The organism is Nocardia sp. NBC_01503, from assembly GCF_036327755.1.
Lineage (GTDB): Bacteria > Actinomycetota > Actinomycetes > Mycobacteriales > Mycobacteriaceae > Nocardia.
The window spans coordinates 5099637-5121762 of record NZ_CP109596.1 but is presented as its reverse complement, the minus strand read 5'-3'; the positions used below and the strand labels follow the sequence as shown (position 1 = coordinate 5121762).

Genomic DNA, 22126 nt, shown 5'->3' with positions numbered 1-22126 from the left:
CGCGTGCGGAAGGTGATCTACTCACATCTGCAACCAAACGGTTGGAGTTTTGAACGGAGTCTGAAATGACCGTCACCACAACCCCCGTCGCAGCCCCCTCGGTGCATGTCCGCGCCGCGATCACCTGGCTCGCCATCTTCCCGATGGTGGCCCTGGGCATGACGGTGATGGCCCCCTTCAGCGCGACCTGGCCGCCCGTCCTGCGGGCGCTGGCCCTGACCGCGGTCGTGGTGCCCAGCGCGGTCTACCTGGTGGTGCCCCGCCTGCTGGCGGCACACCACCGGATCACCCACTCGCGCAAGTGAACTCGACGCTCGGTCGCCGGCCCTGAGCCCGGGTCAGTGACCGAGCGTCAGCACCGCCTTACCGCGCAGCGAACGATCCGCCAGCGCAACGAAGGCCTCCGGCGTTCTGATCCAATCGTCGGTTCGCCCGATATGCGGGCGCAGCCGGCCATCCGCCACCAGATCGGCGAGAATGCCGAGATCCTCCCCCAGCGTCTCCTCCGGCACCGGGCTGATGAAGCCCACGATATGGGCATTCCAACCCCGGGCATGGCCGAAGAAATCCGAAAGCCGCAGCTCCGCCGCCCCACCGACATTGCCGTACCAGGCCAGGTGACCGCCCGGGGCCATCCGCCGAATCGCCTGAATCCGTTCGACCAATAGTGCTGTGCACCCCTTGCCGGGCGCCCCCGGCAGCAAACCGAGCGGTCCGATCCTACGGTCGGCCGGGTCACCCGGCGTACCGGCGGTCACTCACCGGGTACGCGACCGATAAGCCCGCCTAACCGATCCGGCGGGATTCACGTATTGATCGCGCGCACCGCGACTTTCACGCTGGAGCGGTGAGTCTCCGATACACCCGTGATGTCCCCGCCGCGATCCCGGCCGATCCGGCCGGGGGCTTCCCAACCACCGGAAGTCCGGGAGCCTGAGACCATGCGGGACCTTCCCGAAACGACCCGCGCCACGAAAACCACAGCGCCCTACCGGATCTCGCGATCCTCGGCGTTCTGGCTGCTGTCCACGGCGCTGGCGCTGCTGCTCTTCGCCTCCGCCGCGCCCTCGCCCATGTATCCGGTGTACCAGCAGATGTGGCACTTCTCGCCGCTGGTCTCGACGGGCGTATACGCGGTCAATACCCTCGCACTGCTGGTGACACTGCTGTTCGCCGGATCACTCTCGGACCATATCGGGCGGCGACCCGTGCTCATCGCCGCCGTCCTGCTGGAGCTGGCGGGGACCCTGACCTTCGCCGAAGCACACTCGGTGACTTGACTTTTCGCCGCCCGCGCGGTGCAGGGGATCGCCACCGGACTGGCCACCGGCGCGATCAGCGCCACGCTCATCGACCTGCAACCCGCCGAATCCCGACTGGGCGCGCTGATGACCAATGCGGCCTCGGCCGGGGGTCTGGCGCTGGGGGCGATCAGTTCCGGCCTGCTGATGGCGTACGCGCCCGCACCGACCAAACTGGTGTACTGGCTGCTGGTCGCGGCGTTCGTGGCGATCAGCATCGGCGTGCTGCTGATTCCGGAGACGGTGACGCCCGACGGGCGCGCATTGGCCTCGCTGGTGCCGAAATTCGCCGTCCCACCGCAGGTTCGGGCCGCATTCCGCACGATGATGCCGTCCATCATCGCGACCTGGGCGCTGGGCGGGCTGTACCTGTCGCTCGGCAGTGCGCTCATGCGGGTGCAGTTCCATCTGAACAGCCCGCTGGCGGGTGGATTGGTGGTGGTCGCACTACAGGGGACCTCGGCCGTCACCGCGCTACTCGCCCGGGACTGGACCATCGATCAGGCGTTGGGGCGGGGTCCGGTACTGCTCGTGATCGGCGTCTCGGTGGCCATGCTGGGCGTGGCCACGCACTCCGCCGCGATCTTCTTCGCGGCCAGTGTTATCGCCGGAATCGGTTTCGGGCCTTCGTTTTCGGGTGCGCTGCGCATGCTGACCGGGTTGTCACCGGCGGAGAATCGGGCCGAGGTGGTGACCGCGATCTACGTGGTCTGCTATCTGGCGCTGAGCGTGCCGACCGTCATCGCCGGACTCTGCCAGAGCAGTCTGGGATTGGCGACCACCACCTATGGTTACGGAGCGATTCTCATTGCGCTGCAAGTCATCGCGATGATCGGATCGCTGCGGCACCGCAGTCCGCACACCGCGCTGGCGGCGGCCACCTGCCCCGCGCCCTGCCCGGGCACGGTCGCGGTCATGCCGCGGATCGCCGCGGCGCATCCGTAGCGCTCAGGTGAGGACGAAGGTCAGCAGTGCGGCCTGGCCGCCGTTCTCCCGCCACCAGGAGTAGCCGAACCAGACGCCCGGGGTGATCTCGCGAATCTCGTCATAGACCTGCGGGGTCGGCGACGGCGCGTAATTGAGCGCCCAGGTCGGGCGACCATCGAGAATGGCCGGCGCGCTGTACACATCGGCGCGCCACCCCTCGATGCCCGCGCCGGTGATGCGGTTCTGCAGATAGCCGCCGTTCGGTCCGGTGTAGAAGGTCTTGCCGATCCAGATCAGCGGGGCCCAGGACTGCATATCGATGGGGCGGACCACCCAGCCGTTCTTGACTCCCATCGGCACCGCACCCTGATCGGCATCGCGGAAGATATCGTCCTGCTGCGCGGGCGAACATCTGAAGCGCAGCGAGTCGATGGTTGCCGCACGATCGCCATCGAAGAGGGCGCACCCGCCGCCGTAATCGGCGTCAGCGCTCGCGAGGGGCGCGGTCAAGGGATTGAGCGCGAGCCCCGCACCCAAACCGGCGAGCACGGAACCCCTTATCAGGGCAGTTCGAATAGTTTCGCGGCGTGAGAACATCACTGCCTCCAGCGGTCGACCCCGACCTATCAGCGATGCTAGTTCGCCATCAGATAGCCGAACCCGAGTGCAACCGAAATGAGACCATACGGTCTCCTACCTGCGGTGGCGTCGACACAGATTGACAGCCAACTGCCAGCTGAATCACGAAACGAAACCCGCACCACCCCACAGGATGTGGTGCAGGTCCTGGAGTACCTCAACCGCACCGTCCCACTGCCCGCACGCACCCTCGTCCTCGGTGCGTCGCGCGCCACCACCCAGATCTCCGCCGACGGCACCGACCAGTACTTCGGCATTCCGGACGCGCTCACCGGCGACACCTGGGCCGTCAAACAGGGCTGGATGTTCCTGGACACCTCCACCACCCTGGACACCACCGGGCCTGGTCGCCGCCGCACCCGGCGGACCACTGCGCTATGCGGTGGTGATGCTGACCTGCCAGTCGGCCGATATCACCTGGTCCACCGCGGGCGCGGCGCTGACGGCGGGAGTCTCCCTGCTGCGCACCGTCATCGCCTGAATACCCTCATTCCAGCTCGAGGACCCGCGCCGTGCCCTTGACGACCATCTGATTCTCATCCAGCAGCCCGGCGCGCACCTGCACGGTCTGCCCCGAGGACAACGGCCCACCACCGGCCGCGGCGCTGAGACTGATCGTGGCCTGATGCCGACCGCCGTCACAGGTCGGGGTAACCGGGGTGCCCTGCGCCGACGGATGATCGGCATTGGGATCACCGACCAGCACCTGAATGGTCGTCACACCGGCATCGGCGGCACAGGAGTAGTCGACGGCTACGGCATCGGCCGAGGCGCTCTGGACCTCGATGGTATCGGCCGCGAAAGCGGCCGGAGCAGTGGATACCAGCGCCGCACCGAGAGCGGTGAGCGCGATAACGGTGCAGGCGGAACGCTGACGAATCCGAGTAGTCACCATGGATCCATGGTCCAGCCCAGCCACCGGCCCCGGTGGGACGCCCCGGTCCGCCCGGCGCGTCCCACCGGAGGCGAATCAGTGCGGCTGGCGGCAGCGAACCCCCGAAAATCCGGGTCCCGCGACCTCAGATCGCCGGGTCCAATCGCACCCGAACGCTCACCCGCCCCTTCGCATCCCGCGCTGCCGTGGCATGCCCACTCCGGTCGACCCCATTGAGATGCAACGAGATCGGACCGCCCTCGCCCAGGAAGTTGCGCCACCATTGCTTACTGTCCGGCATGGCGACACCGATGGTCACCTTGTCACCGGAGCGCTGATAGAACACCGGGGTACTGAAGGTCTTGCCGGAGCGGCGGCCGGTATAGGTCACCACCACGAAACCGCGCCGCATCAGCGCACCGATGACCGGCGCCTCGGTGAGCGCGACGACCACGCCGTTCATGCTCCGGTTGATCGAGCCCAAAGTGAGTGCCATACGGCTCAGCCTACCGACCGGCGGGCACCGAAATCGCTTCGGCGACAAGCCGGGCGAACGAGCGCCGCGACCCGGGACTTTCGGCCCTGCCGATCGAACGCCAACTGCCGCATCGTGATACGACAGGGACCCGCTCCGCTACGGAAGCCGACAGCATGCGCACGAAGCACGATCAACCCGCCCGCGAAAAGCTCACCGGCATCATGGGGCCGGTCGACTACACCGCACCTGTGCGCTATCGTCCAGGCCCCGCCCTGTATCGACGGTTACAACCGTTGGGAAGTCGGCTCACGCTGCTCGGACTCAGCCCGGATTACGCTGTGGTACTCGAAGTTCCAGGTCGCCGCAGCGGTGTCATCCACCGCACCAATCTGGTCCGGGTCGAGCACGACGGCAACGACTTCCTGGTCTCGCTGAGCGGTGAGTCGGAATGGGTCCGCAATGTGCGCGCCTGCGCCGGCCGGGTGGTCATCGGTCGCCGTCGGCGCCGCGCCGCGACCCTCACGGAGATCCAGATCGCCAATCGCCCACCCGTGATCCGCGCCTACTTGCGGCGCGCCGGGCGAACCGGCCGCTCCTGGGGCACGGCGCTCGAGGCACGACACTACTTCGGCGTCACCACCGATCCCTCCGACGCCGAGTTGCACCGAATCGCCGAGCGCTATCCGGTATTCCGCGTCGACTACTACGCCGACCCGCACTGAGCTCCACGGCCACCGCGGATCAGCAGCCAGCCGACCACGAAACCTGCCAGCAGTACGCCCGCGCCCACCCACGCGGCGGCAGCGCACCACGGCGTCGGATCGGCGTGATCGGCTTCGGCCGCAACAGAATTCGCACGCACCGAAGCGGGCACGGTGGTCGAGACGACCACCCGTACGGGCTCGTCCCTCGGACCCGGCGTCTCGACCGCCGCATCGACGGCGCCGTAGCCGAGCCGCCAGGCGTGGCAGCCCTCCAGCACCGACTGCACCCGGCCCGGCCCGATGCGAATCCACGGCGGGCGCAACTCGATCCGGACCACGTGACCGACCGCGTCGGTCACCAATGGATCGTCCCAGTCCGTCGGAATCACCAACTCACCGTCCAGGCCGAGCAGACCTATCATGGGCATCGCCGTACCGCCGTCGACAGAGATGTCGGCTACGCAGACCACGGCCGACTCCCCCTCGTTCCGCTGTGCCTCGACAACGTTCACATCGCACCCCACAAGCTCTTGAATTCACGCGGATAAGCTGGTGTGGTTAATGATTCGCAAAATCGACGACGCGGGGCAGAGTCCTTCGGCAGTTTCTCGCGCCAATAGCCGCCGGAATTCCACCGACGGCTACTCGGACGCGGATTGGAAACCGTCTGGTATCAGGCCAGTTTCAGGGAACGGCCGATGATCTCCTTCATGATCTCGGTGGTGCCGCCGTAGATGGTCTGCACGCGAGCGTCCATGTACGCCTTGGCAATCGGGTACTCGCGCATGTAGCCGTAGCCGCCGTGCAGCTGCAGGCATTTGGTGATGAGGTCGAGTTGTTCCTCGGTGCTCCAGTACTTGGCCATGGCGGCCTCTTCGACGCTGAGCTTCTCGGCGTTCAGGAGTTCGATACAGCGGTCCACGAAGACGCGCACAGCGGTGGTCTTGGTGGCCAGCTCCGCCAGTACGAAGCGCGTATTCTGCTGTGCGCCAATCGGTTTGCCGAAGGCTTTGCGGTCGCGCACGTACTGGATGGTGTTCTTCAGCGAACCCTCCATGGCGGCGGCGGCCATGACGGCGATGGACAGGCGCTCCTGCGGCAGGTTCTGCATGAGGTGGATGAAGCCCTGGCCCTCGGTACCGAGCAGGTTCTTACCGGGGACGCGCACATCCTGGAAGGACAGCTCGGCGGTGTCCTGCGCCTTCAAACCGATCTTGTCGAGGTTGCGGCCGCGTTCGAAACCGGGCATATCGCGCTCGACCACCAGGAGCGAGAAACCCATGGCGCCCTTGTCCGGATCGGTCTGCGCGACCACGATGACGATATCGGCATTGATGCCATTGGTGATGAAGGTCTTGGAGCCGTTGAGGATCCAGTCGTCGCCATCCTTCACCGCGCGGGTCTTGATGCCCTGCAGATCCGAACCGGTGCCGGGTTCGGTCATGGCGATGGCGGTGATGATCTCGCCGGAACAGAAGCCGGGCAGCCAGCGCTGCTTCTGCTCCTGGTTCGCCAGCTCCAGCAGGTAGGGCGCGATCACGTCATTGTGCAGGCCGAAACCCAGGCCCGAATACTGGCCGTAGGTGACCTCTTCGGTGACCACGGCGTTGTAGCGGAAGTCCTTCACGCCGCCGCCGCCGAACTCCTCCGGCACGGCCATTCCCAGGAAGCCCTGCTTGCCCGCCTCGAGCCAGACCGCGCGATCGACGATGCCGTCGTGCTCCCACTGCTCGTGGTGCGCGGCTACATGCTGATCGAGAAACTTTCGGAACGACTCCCGGAACAGATCGTGTTCAGGTTCGAAAATAGTGCGTTCCACGCCAACCTCCTGAGTGACCACATCGGCACATCGCCTCTGCCCATACGGTACTCGAAAGTCGAATCAGGGTTAACTTCGAACCCTGAAAAACAGGTCCGAACTGCGACTGTCGCCTTTGACAGTCCAGATCGAAGCAGCTGAACCCCGGTAAACCTAGCGGTCAGAGACCGAGGCCGGAGAGGGTGCGGCCCAGCAGGCTGCGGCCGCGATCGCGGTCCCGCTCGGCGAGCAGGAAAGCGAGCTCCTCCTCGAGGGCCTTACGGGTCACCGACTGCAATTCCAGCGCGGCGGCCTCGGAATCGGTGGCGTCACGCCACGGGGTGGTGTCGATGGGGGTGCCGAGCGAGAAGTAGAAGCGCTCCGGCTTGGGAACCAGCGTCGGACCGAGGCCGCGAATCAGCGGCGGGGTCAGATTCGCGCGCAGACCCAGACCCGTGACGACCTTGCGCAGCGGGCTCATGACCGGATGATTGCCGTCGAAGACGATGTCGTAGATGTCATCGCCGCCCACCATGGCGATCGGCACGATCGGCGCGCCGGTGGCAATCGCCATGCGCGCGAAGCCCGTTCGGCCCTCCCACAGCAGTTGGTACTTCTGACCCTTGCCGCGCATGGCCTCGCGACCTCCGCCCGGGAAGACCGCCACCGCCTCACCCTGCTCCAGCAGCGTGGTGCAGTTGTGCCGGTTCCCGCGCACAATTCCCAAGCGATGCAAGGCATCTCGCAGCACCGGCACATCGATGAGCACATTCTCGGCCAGGCCCCGCACCAGCCGGTCGTGCTTGGCCAGAATCTCCGCCGCCAGCAGCGGGGCATCCGTACCACCCGCCAGCGTGTGATTTCCCACCAGCAGCACCGGGCCGTCCAGCGGGAAATTCTCCAGACCGTAGAACCGCGGACTGAACCAGGCGCGCGAAGGCGCCACCAGTAGTTCGATGGCCCGGCGATCCGTGTCGGTCAATTCGACGTGCGATGGCGCACCGTCGGTGAGCCCCCGAGTCTCGGTCAATTGATCGTCATTTCGAGACAAGACATCCCTCCCTGCAGAGATTTCCGATAACGGCATGCTAACGAAATACCCTGCGCGGGACGGAATCACCCGGAGCAGAAGAGAGCCAGGTCACCGGGCAGAGATCGCACTGCCCGGCATGCCGATCAATCGACCGCGGATGGTTCGGTGTCTGCGGCCGCGTTCACGTCTACGCCCGCGTGGGCGTATTCGCCGAGCAGGCCCGCGAGGGCCACCGGGACCTTGGCTCGAACCAGGGTGCCGTCCGCCTCGTGTGCGGTGGTGAGGATGCGGCCGTCGGCATGGATGCGGGCCAGCAGGTCGCCTCGGGTGTAGGGCAGCAGGATGCTGACCTCCACCAGGCCGCCGAGGACCTTGTCCAGGCGTTCACGCAGCACGTCCAGGCCCTGGCCGGTCGCCGCCGAAACGAAGACGGCCTCGGGGAGCCAGCCGCGCAGCTCGGTCAGCCGCATGGGGTCGAGGGCGTCGATCTTGTTGACTACCAACAACTCCGGCGGGGCGGCGGTCTTGGTTTCGCGCAGGACGTCGGTGACGACCTCGCGGACGGCCTTGATCTGCTGATCCGGGAACGGGTCGGAGCCGTCCACCACGTGCAGCAGCAGATCCGCGCCCGTCACCTCCTCCAGGGTCGAGCGGAAAGCCTCGACCAGCTGGGTCGGCAGATGGCGCACGAAACCGACGGTGTCGGTGAAGACGACCTCGCGGCCATCCGCGAGCGCGGCCTTGCGGGTGGTCGGATCCAGGGTCGCGAAGAGGGCGTCCTGCACCAGGATGCCCGCGCCGGTGAGCGCGTTCATCAGGCTCGACTTGCCCGCGTTCGTATAGCCGACAATCGCCACCTGCGGGATACCGCTGGAGACGCGCCGATGCCGCTTGGTATCGCGGGCGGTCTTCATCTCACGGATCTCGCGGCGCAGCTTGGCCATGCGTTCGCGAATGCGCTGGCGATCGGTCTCGATCTTGGTTTCACCGGGACCACGCGTACCCACGCCACCATTGGCGCCCGCACGACCACCGGCCTGCCGGGACATGGACTCACCCCAGCCGCGCAGTCGCGGCATCATGTACTGCATCTGCGCGAGCGCGACCTGCGCCTTACCCTCACGAGAGGTGGCGTGCTGGGCGAAGATGTCCAGAATCAGGGCGGTGCGGTCGATGACCTTCACCTTGACGATCTTCTCCAGCGCGGTCAGCTGCGCGGGGCTCAACTCACCGTCGAGGATGACCGTATCGGCGCCGGTCTCGAGGACCATGGCACGCAGCTCCTCGGTCTTACCGGAGCCGATGTAGGTGGCCTTGTCCGGTTTGTCCCGGCGCTGAATCAGCGAGTCCATGACCTCCGAACCGGCGGTCTCGGCGAGCGCGGCCAGTTCGGCCATGCGCGCCTCGACCTGGGCGGTGGTGCCCTCGGTCCAGACGCCGACCAGCACGACACGCTCCAGGCGCAACTGCCGGTACTCGACCTCGGTGATGTCCTCGAGTTCGGTGGACAGCCCGGCGGTGCGGCGCAGTGCCGCGCGCTCCTCCAGCTGCAACTCACCGACGGTCGGCGACGCGGACCAACCGGTCTCGGCGTCGTCGGTGTTCTCCTCAGCGGGAGTGAACTCGTACGTCTCCTGTTTACTCATACGCCTCCATAGTCCCATGGACCAACGGAACAGCGCATTCGGTTATTTCACGGCGATTCCGCCGCGGGTGAAGAGGGGGTCTCCGGGGGCCTGACCCCCGGACCCCAAATCTCGCTAGGCGTCCTGCCACCATTTGGCGGCGATCTTGCCCGTTGCCACCAGAACCGAGGGTCCGCGGAGTGTCGCGGTGCCGTGGTCGATGCCGACGGTGACGGTTCCGCCGGGGATGTGGACCTGAATGTGGCCGGTGTCGGCGGCGAGGTCGAAGCCGTCGGCGGCCAGGGCGGCCGCGGCGGCGGCCACGGTTCCTGTTCCGCAGGAACGGGTTTCGCCGACGCCGCGTTCGTAGACGCGCATATCCACACCGCGGTTGCCATCGGAGGCGACGCCGAGGGCGGTGAGGATTTCCACGTTCACGCCCTTCGGGAAGACGGTGTGGTCGAAGGAGGGCGCATCGGTCAGATCCAGCGCGCCGAGCTCGTCATAGGTGAGGCCGGGCACCACGCAGGCCAGGTGCGGATTACCGACATCGATGCCCAGACCGGTGAACTCGCGGCCGTCGAGAGTGGCCTTCGACTCACCGAGCGTGCGCACCCGGCCCATGGCGACGGTGACCTCACCGTGCACGGGATCGGCATGGTGCACGACCACCGGGCGAGCGCCCGCACGGCTGCCGACCACGAATTCGCTGGCGGATTCCAGACCGGTGGCGACCAGGTAGTGGGCGAAGACGCGTACGCCGTTACCGCACATCTCGGCGATGGAGCCGTCGGCATTGCGGTAGTCCATGAACCAGTCTTCCGGGCTCACGCCCTCGGGAAGCACTGGGAGAGTTCCGTTTTCGATGAGCGCACCCGCGCGCGCCACCCGCAGCACACCATCCGCGCCGATCCCGCGCTGCCGGTCGCACAGCGCCGCCACCCGCGATTCGGTCAGCTCCAGCCAGGCGTCGGGATCCGGCAGTACGACGAAATCGTTCTGCGTGCCGTGCCCTTTGCCGAAGTCGATATCAGCCGCGTTCTCGTTCACCATTCGTCCTCACCCAACACCCGAGTTGTCAGCGCAACGCCCGGCGCTGCCGGGAAATTTCGTACAGGGCCACCGCCGCCGCCGACGGGGACCCGAGGGAACCGTCGGTCGGGACGCAGACCAGCTCGTCACACACCTGCTGCCAGGCCGGGGCGAGCGACACACTTTCATCACCGATGACCAGCACGGTGGCGCCGCCGAACTCGAATTCGTCGAGGGCGATCCCGCCGTGATCGTCACTGCCGACGATACGGGTGCCGATCCCCCGCATCAGCTGCCGGTCCCGGAACGCGGTCAGCTGCGCGGGACCGGAGGCGCGCAGCACCGGGACGGCGAAGAGCGCGCCATCGGAGGCGCGCACGCTCTGCGGGTCGTAATGGTCCGCACCCGAACCGGTCACAACGACTCCGCTCGCACCGAAGGCCGCGGCGGAGCGGATCAGCGCGCCCAGTCGCGCGGGCGCGCTCGGCCGATCGATGACCACCACGGTAGGCGGCTGTTCCGGCGTTCCCGGTGCGAAATCATCCAGCTCGATCCGGCGCGATATCGCCACCGCCACCACCTCCGGCACCGGCTCGGACGATTCGGCCAGCTCGGCCATCACCTCCGGCACCAGCCCGATGCTCGGCACCCCGCTGGTGTCCAGCACCTGCCGCGCCCACCCCGAGAGCTCCGGCGAACCCAGCCGATACACGAGAGTCTCCAGCGGCCAACGACATTCGAGCGCCCTCGCGATGGGCCGTCTACCGTGCACCAGGAATCTGTTGTCACGCAGGCGCCTGGCCCGATTGTTCAGATATGCCTGCCACTCCTGCACCGAGGCATTGCGAGTATTCGCACGACGCGTCACCCGAGCAACCTAGCGCGGATACCCGCCGCACAGGATTTCGCTTTGGCGCGTCGCCACCAGTGGGTCGCGTCCCGCCCTGCGCCGGATTGGCTTGTGCCGGAACTGGTTGCGCACACCGGCCGCTCCCACTCGACCGCCACCGGATTACGACGCGGCGGAACTATCGAACGCTGCGGCGTGCGGATACTCCGTCATCCCGGCGCGCTCGCGGCCGGGATCCCCCGGAACCAGTTGCGCCATGACCAGTGCGGATCCCGGCCAGACGGATGCCGGGACGGCTTCACGCATCGGACCTCAGTCACGCTGTGCGGTCGCGGAGGCGTCCGGCAGCCAGGAGTTCCCCGGTCGATTCCACTGCCGGTCCTTGATCATGCGGCGGGCTGCCCGCTGATTCCGGCCGATGAGTCGGTGCAGGTAGAGGTGTCCGGCGAGGTGATCGGTCTCGTGTTGCAGGCAGCGAGCGAAGTAGCCGGCGCCCTCGGCGATGACGGGCGCACCGGTCTTGTCGACCCCGGTGACCCGCGCCCACTTCGCGCGGCCGGTGGGGAACCACTCCCCCGGTACAGAGAGGCAGCCTTCGAGATCATCCTCCGGATCGGGCATGGTCTCCGGGATCTCCGAGGTCTCGAGCACCGGGTTGACGATATGACCGCGGCGGCGCACCCCCTGCTCGTCGAGCAGGTCGTAGACGAAGATCGCGCGCGGATCGCCGATCTGATTGGCCGCCAAGCCCGCTCCGTCGGCCGCGGTGTTGGTCTCGAAGAGATCATCGACGAACGCGGCGAGTTCGCTGTCGAAAACAGCTGCGGGCAGGGCTTTTTCGGCTAGTCGCGGGTCACCGGCGATGAGGATCGGTCGAACTGTCATGGCCGTAGGGTACTCAAAACAGAGTAGTCATGGCAGACTAGGTCCGTGAACGAGACCCGGCTGTTCGTCCTCGCGGCACTGGCCAAACGCGGTGCCATGCACGGCCATCAATTGCGGCGGGACGCCCGGTTGGACCGGGCCGATCTGTGGTCACGTGTCAAGCCGGGCTCCCTCTACAGCGCGTTGCATCGCATGGAGGACGAGGGGCTCATTCGCCCCGTGCGCACCGAACAGGAGGGGTCGCTGCCCGCGCGCACCATCTACGAGATCACCGATGAGGGACGGCGGGAGCTCATCGCGCTGCGGGACGAGGCGTTCAGCGAGGTTGATATTCGGCCCGATCCGGTCGATCTCGCACTGGCGGTCAGTGCCGATCTGGATCGGGAACTACTGCGGGGGTACCTCGAGGACCGGCTGGCGGCCCTGCGGGCGCGCGGATCCCGCATCGAACATCAGGCCGACCGGCGCTGGCCCGATCAGAACAGTGCCGACGATCTCATCCTGGACCATGCCCGGATGCGGATTCAAGCCGAGATCGACTGGCACGAAAAGGTTCTCGCAGATCTTGTCAAGGTGCGGGCGCCGCGGTGACGGTCAGGATTTCACGAGAGTCAGAGCGGTTTCGGTCAGGTGCGGGTCGGCACCGTCGACCCAGCGCACGCGCTGATCGCGGCGGAACCAGGAGCGCTGGCGGCGGACATAGCGGCGGGTGCCGATGAAGGTGCGTTCCCGCGCTTGCGCGAGATCGTATTCGCCGTCGAGGTAGTCCAGTACCTGGGCGTATCCGATTGCGCGGCAGGCGGTTCGGCCCTCGCGCAGACCCTGGGCGATGAGGGTGTGCACCTCCTCGACCAGGCCGGTCTCGAACATCTTCGCGGTGCGCAGTTCGATGCGGGCGTCCAGGGCGGCGGTCTCGCGGTCGACACCGATAATGGTTGTGCCCCAGCGGGGTTCACCGATCTGAGGGGCCGAGGCGGCGAAGGGTCTACCGGTCAGCTCCACCACCTCGAGGGCGCGAACCATGCGGCGGCCGTCGGTGGGGAGGATGGTGGCGGCGGCGACCGGATCGGCGGCCCGCAATGCCTCGTGCACGATCACGACGCCGCGCTCCTCGAGCAAGGTCTCCCATTTGGCGCGGATCCGCGGATCGGTGGCCGGGAAATCCCAATCGTCCAGCAGCGCTTGGACATACATCATGGAGCCGCCGACGATCACCGGGGTGTGGCCGCGCGCCATGATCGCCTCGACATCGGCGCGGGCGGCGGTTTGGTAGGAGGCGACCGTGGCGGTTTCGGTGACGTCGAGAACATCGAGTTGGTGATGCGGGATGCCGCGGCGCTCTCGCAGGGTGAGTTTGGCGGTGCCGACATCCATACCGCGGTAGAGCTGCATGGCGTCGATATTCACGATCTCGCCGTGGAGTCGTTCGGCCAGGTCCAGGGCCAGATCGGATTTACCGGTGGCGGTGGGGCCGACGACGGCGACGGGGGTGATCATGCGGCGCTGCCCCGATGCCAGACGCTCGCATGGTAGGCGACGCCGAATGGTGCTGCGGCATAGAGGGTTTCCACGGTAGGGCTGGCGTGATCGGCGGTGAAGAGTCCGGCCAGGACCTGGAAGGCCGGTCGTCCGGCGATATCGAGTTCCTCGCAGAGCCGCTGGTCGAGGCTCGCGAGCGCGGCCCGGTCGCCGGTCGACAGGGCGAGGTCGATATCGGCCTGCGCCGCCTCCGCGCGCGGGTCGAGGTAGCGCGGGGCCTTCAGGGACAGAGTTGCCGCGCCGTCGCCGACGACCAGCACGCCATACCGGTCGGTCGCCGAATCCACTTCGGCGCGCAACCGCGCGCCGTACTCCAGGCACTCCTTCGCGGGCGTGTCGGCGGCGACCAGACGTGCCACCGCGACGGCGTCCGGAGCGACCTGCTCACGCAACCAGCCACCGATCAACACCGGCAGCGGCAGCGCGGGATCCGGATTCTCCAGATTCGCGGCTTCGGACAAACCGATCCGCACATCCACCCCGTATCCCCGGAATGTGCCCGCCGTCTCCGCATCGAAGACACCGTCCGACTCCGCCACGCCGACCACAATCCACCGCTTGGCCTGCCCCGCCAGCTCACCGACGGCCTTCAAAACCGCGCCACGCAACACCGTCACCGGACTGTCGGCCGCCGCTCCGGCCGCGCCCCCCAGCTCGGATACCAGGGCGGGCGGTGAGGGGACCAGCGACGCAACACAGAACACGCCGACAACCGTAGCGCTACCGCGCCTCACCAGCCCCACCCCACCTGGGTCGCCGCGCCACGGAGGTGGCCTCAAAGACAGCATTTCGCATCCCAGCCTGGTTGAATGGGGGACAGCCAGACAGATGAGCTAGGGCGTAACCAGGCAGCCGTGACGCGCGGCAGGGACGAGGAGCAATGAGCGACAACAGCGGAAACGAGAAGGCGACCCAGTCGGAACCGACCTCGACGCCCCAGCCCGGCGCCGCCCAGCGTCCGTCTCCGGCCACCGCCGCCGGTCCCCGCCCGGGGCCCGCACCGCGTAAACCGGAAGCCCCCAAGCCACACGCCGTCAAGCCCACTCCCGGCCCGGCGACCCCGCACCCGCATCCCGTCGTGGTGCCCAGTATGAGCGACCCCAGCCAGTGGGGACGAGTCGACGAGGACGGCACCGCCTGGGTCAAGACAACCGACGGCGAACGCGTCATCGGCTCCTGGCAGGCCGGTGACGCGGCCGAGGGCCTGGCGCACTTCGGCCGCCGCTTCGACGATCTCGCCACCGAGGTGGCCCTGCTCGAAGCCCGCCTCGCCGCCGGCACCGACGCCCGCAAGACCAAAACCGCCGCCACCGCGCTTGCCGAAACATTGCCCGAAGCCGCCGTCATCGGCGATATCGACGGACTCACCCAGCGCCTGCGGGCCATTATCGAACACTCCGACGAGGCGGCCGCGCACGCCAAGGAGGAGAAGGAACGCTCCCGGCACGAGCAAACCGAGCGTAAGGAAGCCCTGGCCGCGGAGGCCGAGCAAATCGCCACCGACTCCACGCAGTGGAAGGTCGCGGGCGATCGGCTCCGCGAGATCCTGGACGAGTGGAAGACCATCCGCGGCGTCGATCGCAAGGTCGACGACGCGCTGTGGCGACGCTTCTCCAAGGCCCGCGAGGCCTTCAACCGCCGCCGCGGGGCGCACTTCGCGGAGCTGGATCGGGAACGGGCCTCTGCCAAGACGCGCAAGGAAGAACTCTGCGTGCGCGCCGAAGAACTGGCCGGATCCACCGACTGGGCGGGGACGGCCGCGGTCTTCCGCGATCTGCTCGCCGAATGGAAAGCCGCCGGGCGCGCGCCTCGTGAGGCCGACGAACAGCTGTGGAAGCGTTTCAAATCCGCCCAGGACATCTTCTTCGCGGCACGGAATTCCGCGGCGTCCGAGCGTGATGCGGAGTTCGAGCAGAACGCCACCGCCAAGGAAGAACTGCTGCTGCATTACGAAAACCTCAATCCCGAGACGAATCTCGATGCGGCACGGGCGGCTTTGCGCGATCTGCAGGAGAAGTGGGATGCCATCGGCAAGGTCCCGCGCGAGCGCATCCACGATCTGGAGGCGCGCCTGCGGGCCGTCGAAAAGCGCGTCCGGGATGCGGTGGATGCCCAGTGGCGACGCAGCGATCCGGAGGCCATGGCTCGCGCCGCGCAATTCCGTGAGCGCGTTGCCCAGTTCGAGGAGCAGGCCGCCAAAGCACAGGCCGCGGGCAAGACCCGCGACGCGGAGAAGGCCCTGGAGCAGGCCCAGCAGTGGCGTGAGTGGGCCGAAGCCGCCGAGGGCGCCGTCAGCCAGCGCTGAAAGCACCCTCACCCGGTCAAGTGATCACCAGGAACCAGTGGCGCGAATTCGGACGAACAGCCGCCACCGGTTCCTGGTGATCGATCGTCCGGCCCGGGTACCCATTTCGTCGGGGCGTGGGTGCTGGGGTGAATTGTGTTGGGGGGCAAGGGGAGCGGGGCGGGTGGGGCGGGATGTGGTTAGTGTGGGGTATGGGACCTACTCGGGAGCAGGTTGTCGCGCATTTGATGGCGACGGGGATGGCGGGGCAGGTTGCTACGCCGCGCGAGAACAATTTGGATCATTTTCAGCGGCTGGCCTATCGGGATCCGCATTACATGTTCGGGTTGAATCCGGGGCGCGAGTGGGATCAGGCCGCGATTCTGGATTTGATGGCGCGCAAGGTGGGGGTGGATCCACGGGCGAGTTTTCAGCACGGGGTGGACACCATTGATCCGGAACTGACCGTGGCGGCGCTGGATCGGTATGCGGCACGGTTCGACAAGGCCTTACGCGAGAAGCAGCGGGTGCTGTTCGCGACCGGGCATCCGGAGCGGCTGACTCGGCTGTATCAACGGTTGGCAGCGGCGTTGGCCGAGGCCGGAGGGACCGTGGTCGAGGCCGGGGCGGGCTCGGGATATGACGGCTATACCCGGCGCGGGTGGCAACGGCTCGAGATCGATTTCTCACTCGGGGTCGCGACGGTCGGGGATACCGGCGGGGCGGTGCACACGCACTCCGATCGGCCCATCCGGCTGGTATTGGCAGCCTTGGCGAAGGCGGGCCAGGTCCGGCCGGATCTTGTTGTCGCGGATCATGGTTGGTGCGGTGGCGCGGCATTCGCGGGAATCGATGCCATCGGATTCGCCGACTGCAATGATCCGGCGCTGTTCGTCGGCGAGGAGGAGGGAACCGTCGCGGTCGCGGTGCCGCTCGACGACGGGCTCGATGCGGAACATTACGACCTGCTCGGCGAATACATCCTCGGTAGCCGACTGGCGTAGTAGCCGAGTGGTCAACTGGTGATCACCTCGTGGCGGGTACTGCGGTGGGAGCGGCGGTATTCGCTGGGCGACACTCCTACCTCACGGCCGAAGTGAGTGCGGAGGTTGGCCGCGGTGCCGAGGCCGCAGCGGTCGGCTACCACGTCTACCGGTAAATCAGTGGCCTCCAACAGTTCTCGGGCGCGGATTACGCGCTGGGTGAGGAGCCATTGCAGCGGGGTGCCGCCGAGTTCGGCGTGGAAGCGGCGGGCCAGGGTGCGTTCGCTGGTGTTGGCGTGCCGGGCCAGATCGGTGACGGTGAGGGGTTGGTCCAGGCGGTGGATGGCCCACTGGAGCGTCGCCGAGAGGCCGGAATCGGCGGGGTAGGAAGGGACGGGCGATTCGAGGTATTGGGCTTGGCCGCCCGCTCGATGCGGGGGCACCACCAGGTAGCGGGCGGCGGCATTGGCCGCGCCCGAACCCAGATCCTTGCGAATCAGGTGGATGCACAGGTCCATTCCGGCCATGGTGCCCGCGCTGGTGAGGATGCGGCCGTCGTCGATGTACAGGACGGTGGGGTCGATCTCCAAGTGCGGGAAGCGTTCTCGCATCGCGGCGATATGCCGCCAGTGCGTGGTCATGCGGCGGCCGTCGAGCAGGCCCGCCGCGGCGAGCACGAACGCGCCGGTGCAGAGCGAGGCGATGCGGGCGCCCGCCTCGTACGCGGCGCGGACCGCCTCCACCAGATCGGCGGGCGGGGCTTCGCGCACGCTCGGGGTGGATGGGACGATCACGGTATCGGCGCGAATCAGATCGTCGTAGTCGTGAGCGGTCAAGGCCACGAAGGGATCTCGCAGTTCGGCCGTATCGGTGTCACGCGGGCCGCAGAGTTGGAAGCGGTACCAGGTATCGGGATCGACGCCGAGCGGCGGCTCGTAGAAGACCTGGTACGGAATCGCGACCTCGAAGATCGGCATACCCGGAGCCACGGCGACCGCGATCGTCCCCGCCGAGGGGGCTGCCTTCGAACCTTCCGACGCCATATTCCCACGCTAACCCCGGCCCTGTCAGAAATCTAGCGCATCATGGCATTTCTGCCACTGGTTGGGCGAATGCCGAGGTCGGATAGTCGAACCCATGACTACGACGACGGAAAACGAAGCAGCTCAGCGGCTCGAGGCTCCGCCGGACGGACGGCGCTGGCGGGTGCTGGCAATCGCCGGGGTCGCCCAATATCTGGCCATACTCGATCTCTTCGCGGTCACCGTCGCGTTTCCGACACTGCGAGACTCGTTCGACAGCTCCACGAGCGCGGTGTCCTGGACGTTGAACGCGTACACCATCGTCATGGCGGCGCTGCTGGTGCCGGCGGGGCGGCTGGCCGACGACACCGGGCGTAAGCGCGGATTCCTCATCGGCATAGCGCTTTTCGGGTTGGCGTCGATCGCCTGCGGGGCCGCGCCGAACCTGACGACGCTGATCATCGCGCGGGTGGCGCAGGCGGTGGCGGCGGCGCTGCTGGTGCCGACCGGACTCGGACTGGTACTGCCGAGCTTCCCGCGGCGGGAGCATGCGACCGTCATGGGTATCTGGACGGCGATCGCCGCCGCGGGCGCGGCGAGCGGACCGGTGCTGGGCGGATTGCTGTTGCAGGCCGGGTGGCGGTGGATCTTCTTGCTGAATGTGCCGTTCACGGTGGCGGCCTTCGCACTGGGCCTCCGGGTGCTGCCGGATATCGCACCGGGTGTGCGGCGGCGACTGGATCCCGTTGGCGCACTGCTGATTCTGGGTGCGACGGCGGGCTTCACCACGGTATTCGTGCAGGCGGCGGAGTGGGGTCACACCGGTCCCGCCACGCTCGGCATGCTGGCCGCCGCCATCGCGCTCGCGGTATGGTTCGGCTGGCACATCAGGCATCATCCGGATCCGGTGGTGAGCCCGGTTGTGTTGCGGCACAAGCTGTTCCGAACAGCCACACTCGGAGTGTTCTGCTACTACCTGGCTTTCGCGGCCATGATTCTGGAGATCACGCTGTTCCTCACCGAGCGCCTGCACTACTCGGTGCTGGCCGCCAGTCTCGGTGTCGCGCCGCTGCCGATCAGCTGCCTGCTGATGTCACCGTTCTCGGGCCGATTCATCGCCCGATTCGGTGCCCGCGCATCGGCGGCGCTGGGCGGGGCGTGCCTGGCGATCGGCTGCGCGTGGTGGGCGCTGGCCAGTGGATTCACCGACTCCTACGCGGTGATCATCCTGCCCGGCGGGATCCTCGCCGGAGCCAGCACGGCGCTCTTGCAGCCGCCCCTGTTCGGATCGGCCGCACTGCTGCCCGCCGACCAAACCTCGCTCGGCTCAGGCACTCTCATGATGGCCAGGCAGACCAGCTCCGCCCTCGGCGTGGCCGTGCTGACCGCCATCCTCGGCGCCGGCACCCACCACACGCTCGGCGAGTACCGCGCGGGCTGGATCTTCATGACGATCGTCGGCATCGCGGCGATGTTCGCCGGACTGGCCTACCGCCCGGAGCGCCCGCGCGAACCGGCCCCTCGACGAGAAGAGCCCGGTCGCGACCTGGTGCGACCGGGCTCCACGAGCAGCGGGCTACTTATCGCCGAAGAGTCGGCGATGATCGCGTTCCTCGGCCTCGGCGGCGGCGATGCGGCGCTGCTCCTCGGCGGCCAGGTGCACCGAGGTGCGACTCCAGACCACGCGAATCCAGTGGAAGGTCAGCACCATGATCGCGATGGTGGACAGGATCAGGCCGATGCCCGGACCCGCGCCGTGGTAGTTACCCAGGCCGGGGGTGTTCCGATGCCAGATCGAGAAGACGCCGAAGACGCTGCCGATGGCCGATCCCGCGACCGCGATCCAGGCCAGCACCCAGCGCCGGGTGGTCAGCGCGAGCAGTGAGAAGCCGATTCCGAAGACCACCACGAACCACTCGAACACCCGCGAGGGCAGTCCGATGTGCTCGGTCTGCGCGGCCGCGTCGTACAGGATGACGTCGAATCCACGCGCCTTACCCGCATGCGGCAGCACCAGCGAGAACAGCAGCGCGAATACCGCACCGGCGACCACCAGGGCGCGCACACCCGGATCGATCTCCCCCGCGATCTTGCGCTCGACGGCCTCCAGATCGGCCCGGAACTGCTCGAAGTCCTGACTGTCCTCGGCCGACTTCATGTTCTCCTCATTCGCCTCGGGCACGCCGTCACGCGCCGAATCTGATTGTGCCGCCGCATCTTCCGCCCGCTCCCCCGCGTCGGCGGCTGCCGACGCGGACTTCGCCCCATCGTGCCCGCTCGGGACGGTATCGCCGGGCGCACCGGGATCTGACACGGACGCGCCGTGCGACTCCGCACCCTTGACCTCACCCGACTGACGCGCGCCCTCGCCGCCCGCCGCACCGGGATCTGGAACGGGGCCGCGGGAGTCGTCGGGGCCATTCGATTGCTGCTCGGTCATTTGTGGTGATCCTGAGTCATGCGGGAGTGGTGTCGCCCCATCATGCCCCGCCCCGGTTTCCGACTACTACGCGGTGTCGGATTATGCGCCGCATTCGGTGCCGCAGCCGGCGGTGGCGGTCTCGACGACGAGGGGTTTGCCGATGCTCGGCAGACCCAGGCCGACGCCGATCGGGGCCGTCTTCGGGGTGATGCCGCGTTCGTGGGCGTCCCCCGCGCGGGTGCGGCGGTGGGATTGGATGGGGGCGTCGGCGATGAGGTGGTGCGGAGCCGCCTCGGTGACCGCCACCGTGACCACATCGCCGGGGCGAATTTCGGAGCCGGGCGGCAGGTCGGCGGGCGGACGGAAGTGGACCAGGCGCCCGTCGCGGGCGCGACCGCTCATGCGCGCGGTGGCGGCGTTCTTCTTGCCCGCGCCCTCGGCGACGAGCAGTTCGACGGTGCTGCCGATGAGTTCCTGATTCGCCTCCAGCGAGACCTGCTCCTGCAGGGCGATCAGTCGCATATAGCGCTCCTGCACCACTTCCTTGGGCAGCTGGTCGGGCATTTCCGCGGCGGGGGTGCCGGGACGGATGGAGTACTGGAAGGTGAAGGCGCTGGTGAAGCGCGCCTGCCGGACCACATCCAGGGTGGCCTGGAAATCCTCCTCGGTCTCACCCGGGAAGCCGACGATGATGTCGGTGGTGATGGCCGCGTGCGGCATGGCCGCGCGCACCTTCTCGATGATGCCGAGGAATTTGGTGCTGCGGTAGGACCGCTTCATCGCCTTGAGCACGCGATCCGAACCCGATTGCAGCGGCATATGCAGCTGCGGGCAGACGTTCGGCGTCTCGGCCATGGCCTCGATGACGTCATCGGTGAACTCCGCGGGGTGCGGGGAGGTGAAGCGCACGCGCTCCAGGCCCTCGATGGCGCCGCAGGCGCGCAGCAGTTTCGCGAATGCGCCGCGATCTCGCTCCTCGGAGGGATCGGCGAAGGAGACACCGTAGGCGTTGACGTTCTGCCCGAGCAGCGTCACCTCCATGACGCCCTGATCGACCAGCGCCTGCACCTCGGCGAGCACATCACCGGGCCGTCGATCGACCTCTTTACCGCGCAGCGCGGGCACGATGCAGAACGTGCAGGTGTTATTGCAGCCCACCGAGATCGACACCCACCCGGCGTACGCGGATTCGCGCTTGGCGGGCAGCGTGGACGGGAATGCCTCCAGCGATTCGATGATCTCGACCTGCGCTTCGGCGTTGTGCCGCGCGCGCTCGAGCAACACCGGCAGCGAACCGATGTTGTGGGTGCCGAACACCACGTCCACGTACGGCGCCTTCTTGACCACGGTGTCGCGGTCCTTCTGCGCCAGGCAGCCACCCACGGCGATCTGCATACCGGGCCGCTCGGCCTTGATGGGCGCGAGGTGGCTGAGCGTGCCGTACAGCTTGTTGTCGGCGTTCTCGCGCACCGCGCAGGTATTGAAGACGACCAGATCGGCGGTGTCACCGGTGCTGGCCTTCACATAACCGGCGTCTTCGAGCAGGCCCGAAAGTCGTTCGGAGTCGTGCACATTCATCTGGCAGCCGTAGGTGCGCACCTCATAGGTGCGCAGATCGTGCTCGGCCACCGCGCCATGTGCTGAAACCTGCCCCAACGAATTCACCCAACCAGGGTAATGGCTGGGCTCTCGGGGCCATAAACCCCGTCCGGTCGCGGTGACCTGCGTCT

Annotated in this window: 23 protein-coding genes and 2 pseudogenes; 9 read left to right on the top strand and 16 right to left on the bottom strand. The window is 67.4% G+C overall.

The genetic code is table 11. The features are described 5' to 3' along the window. Nucleotides 1-65 precede the first annotated feature (65 nt). Nucleotides 66-305 (top strand): hypothetical protein, encoded by a 240-nt coding sequence (locus tag OHB26_RS23095; protein WP_330179347.1) that lies wholly within the window; start codon nt 66-68, stop codon nt 303-305. A 33-nt stretch (nt 306-338) separates the two neighbouring features. Here OHB26_RS23095 and OHB26_RS23090 read toward each other — a convergent pair whose 3' ends face one another. Continuing rightward, a complete protein-coding gene (locus OHB26_RS23090) occupies nt 339-665 on the bottom strand; it encodes a zinc-binding dehydrogenase (RefSeq protein WP_330179346.1) in 327 nt (108 codons plus the stop codon). 276 nt (nt 666-941) lie between these two features. On the opposite strand from OHB26_RS23090, the gene OHB26_RS23085 reads away from it, so the two are divergent. Both OHB26_RS23085 and OHB26_RS23080 read left to right on the top strand, forming a co-directional pair. Continuing rightward, the gene (locus tag OHB26_RS23085) at nt 942-1280 is read left to right on the top strand and encodes an MFS transporter (RefSeq protein WP_330179345.1); all 339 of its coding nucleotides are present in this window, start codon (nt 942-944) and stop codon (nt 1278-1280) included. Nucleotides 1281-1292: 12 nt separating this feature from the next. Continuing rightward, a pseudogene (locus OHB26_RS23080) lies at nt 1293-2246 on the top strand (MFS transporter); the annotation flags it as partial. A gap of 3 nt (nt 2247-2249) precedes the next feature. Here OHB26_RS23080 and OHB26_RS23075 read toward each other — a convergent pair. Continuing rightward, nucleotides 2250-2777: a hypothetical protein gene (locus OHB26_RS23075; protein WP_330179343.1), complete on the bottom strand. Its 528-nt coding sequence runs from the start codon at nt 2775-2777 to the stop codon at nt 2250-2252. Nucleotides 2778-2930: 153 nt separating this feature from the next. Between OHB26_RS23075 and OHB26_RS23070 the strand changes: the two genes are divergently transcribed. Further along, a complete protein-coding gene (locus tag OHB26_RS23070) occupies nt 2931-3389 on the top strand; it encodes a hypothetical protein (RefSeq protein WP_330179342.1) in 459 nt (152 codons plus the stop codon). On the opposite strand, the gene OHB26_RS23065 is transcribed toward OHB26_RS23070, so the two are convergent. Together OHB26_RS23065 and OHB26_RS23060 are read right to left on the bottom strand one after the other, a co-directional pair. Continuing rightward, nucleotides 3355-3762: a hypothetical protein gene (locus OHB26_RS23065; RefSeq protein WP_330179341.1), complete on the bottom strand. Its 408-nt coding sequence runs from the start codon at nt 3760-3762 to the stop codon at nt 3355-3357. The genes OHB26_RS23070 and OHB26_RS23065 overlap by 35 nt on opposite strands. A gap of 124 nt (nt 3763-3886) precedes the next feature. Further along, nucleotides 3887-4237 carry a nitroreductase/quinone reductase family protein gene (locus OHB26_RS23060; protein WP_330179340.1) on the bottom strand — a complete coding sequence of 117 codons (351 nt, stop codon included), beginning with the start codon at nt 4235-4237 and terminating at the stop codon, nt 3887-3889. Between the two features lie 155 nt (nt 4238-4392). Here OHB26_RS23060 and OHB26_RS23055 point away from each other — a divergent pair, with 155 nt between their 5' ends. Beyond that, complete coding sequence (locus OHB26_RS23055; RefSeq protein ID WP_330179339.1) at nt 4393-4941, top strand: nitroreductase/quinone reductase family protein; 549 nt, start codon at nt 4393-4395, stop codon at nt 4939-4941. Here the strand turns inward: OHB26_RS23055 and OHB26_RS23050 are convergent. From OHB26_RS23050 to OHB26_RS23020, 7 genes are all read right to left on the bottom strand, one after another. Beyond that, entirely contained in the window at nt 4923-5435 is a 513-nt protein-coding gene (locus OHB26_RS23050; RefSeq protein ID WP_330179338.1) for a hypothetical protein, read from the bottom strand. The two genes, OHB26_RS23055 and OHB26_RS23050, sit on opposite strands and share 19 nt — an antisense overlap. Nucleotides 5436-5596: 161 nt before the next feature. Then, complete coding sequence (locus OHB26_RS23045) at nt 5597-6742, bottom strand: acyl-CoA dehydrogenase family protein (RefSeq protein ID WP_330179337.1); 1146 nt, start codon at nt 6740-6742, stop codon at nt 5597-5599. Between the two features lie 160 nt (nt 6743-6902). After that, nucleotides 6903-7751 (bottom strand): lysophospholipid acyltransferase family protein, encoded by an 849-nt coding sequence (locus tag OHB26_RS23040; protein ID WP_330179336.1) that lies wholly within the window; start codon nt 7749-7751, stop codon nt 6903-6905. 146 nt (nt 7752-7897) lie between these two features. Continuing rightward, a complete protein-coding gene (hflX, locus tag OHB26_RS23035; RefSeq protein WP_330179335.1) occupies nt 7898-9400 on the bottom strand; it encodes a GTPase HflX in 1503 nt (500 codons plus the stop codon). A gap of 114 nt (nt 9401-9514) precedes the next feature. Further along, the gene (dapF, locus tag OHB26_RS23030) at nt 9515-10432 is read right to left on the bottom strand and encodes a diaminopimelate epimerase (protein WP_330179334.1); all 918 of its coding nucleotides are present in this window, start codon (nt 10430-10432) and stop codon (nt 9515-9517) included. A 25-nt stretch (nt 10433-10457) separates the two neighbouring features. Further along, nucleotides 10458-11279, bottom strand: a complete 822-nt coding sequence (locus OHB26_RS23025; protein ID WP_330179333.1) for a TrmH family RNA methyltransferase — start codon at nt 11277-11279, stop codon at nt 10458-10460. A gap of 294 nt (nt 11280-11573) precedes the next feature. Beyond that, nucleotides 11574-12146 (bottom strand): peptide deformylase, encoded by a 573-nt coding sequence (locus tag OHB26_RS23020; protein WP_330179332.1) that lies wholly within the window; start codon nt 12144-12146, stop codon nt 11574-11576. 45 nt (nt 12147-12191) lie between these two features. Here OHB26_RS23020 and OHB26_RS23015 point away from each other — a divergent pair, with 45 nt between their 5' ends. Further along, nucleotides 12192-12737, top strand: coding sequence for a PadR family transcriptional regulator (locus tag OHB26_RS23015; RefSeq protein ID WP_330179331.1), 546 nt, complete (start codon nt 12192-12194; stop codon nt 12735-12737). Nucleotides 12738-12740: 3 nt separating this feature from the next. On the opposite strand, the gene miaA is transcribed toward OHB26_RS23015, so the two are convergent. Both miaA and OHB26_RS23005 read right to left on the bottom strand, forming a co-directional pair. Then, on the bottom strand, nt 12741-13643 hold the full coding sequence (gene miaA / locus OHB26_RS23010; protein WP_330179330.1) for a tRNA (adenosine(37)-N6)-dimethylallyltransferase MiaA: 903 nt from the start codon (nt 13641-13643) through the stop codon (nt 12741-12743). Next, nucleotides 13640-14389, bottom strand: a complete 750-nt coding sequence (locus OHB26_RS23005; RefSeq protein ID WP_330179329.1) for a hypothetical protein — start codon at nt 14387-14389, stop codon at nt 13640-13642. The genes miaA and OHB26_RS23005 overlap by 4 nt, the downstream gene beginning before the upstream one ends. 176 nt (nt 14390-14565) lie before the next feature. Here OHB26_RS23005 and OHB26_RS23000 point away from each other — a divergent pair, with 176 nt between their 5' ends. Further along, nucleotides 14566-15990: a DUF349 domain-containing protein gene (locus OHB26_RS23000; protein ID WP_330179328.1), complete on the top strand. Its 1425-nt coding sequence runs from the start codon at nt 14566-14568 to the stop codon at nt 15988-15990. A gap of 191 nt (nt 15991-16181) precedes the next feature. Then, nucleotides 16182-16973 carry a phosphatase gene (locus OHB26_RS22995; protein ID WP_330179327.1) on the top strand — a complete coding sequence of 264 codons (792 nt, stop codon included), beginning with the start codon at nt 16182-16184 and terminating at the stop codon, nt 16971-16973. An 11-nt stretch (nt 16974-16984) separates the two neighbouring features. On the opposite strand, the gene OHB26_RS22990 is transcribed toward OHB26_RS22995, so the two are convergent. Next, complete coding sequence (locus OHB26_RS22990; protein ID WP_330179326.1) at nt 16985-17995, bottom strand: GlxA family transcriptional regulator; 1011 nt, start codon at nt 17993-17995, stop codon at nt 16985-16987. Nucleotides 17996-18089: 94 nt separating this feature from the next. On the opposite strand from OHB26_RS22990, the pseudogene OHB26_RS22985 reads away from it, so the two are divergent. Beyond that, nucleotides 18090-19523: pseudogene (locus OHB26_RS22985) on the top strand (MFS transporter); the annotation flags it as partial. 27 nt (nt 19524-19550) lie between these two features. Here OHB26_RS22985 and OHB26_RS22980 read toward each other — a convergent pair. Together OHB26_RS22980 and miaB are read right to left on the bottom strand one after the other, a co-directional pair. Next, on the bottom strand, nt 19551-20132 hold the full coding sequence (locus OHB26_RS22980) for an Rv2732c family membrane protein (protein ID WP_330185755.1): 582 nt from the start codon (nt 20130-20132) through the stop codon (nt 19551-19553). A gap of 363 nt (nt 20133-20495) precedes the next feature. Next, nucleotides 20496-22061: a tRNA (N6-isopentenyl adenosine(37)-C2)-methylthiotransferase MiaB gene (gene miaB / locus OHB26_RS22975; protein WP_330179325.1), complete on the bottom strand. Its 1566-nt coding sequence runs from the start codon at nt 22059-22061 to the stop codon at nt 20496-20498. Nucleotides 22062-22126 lie beyond the last annotated feature (65 nt).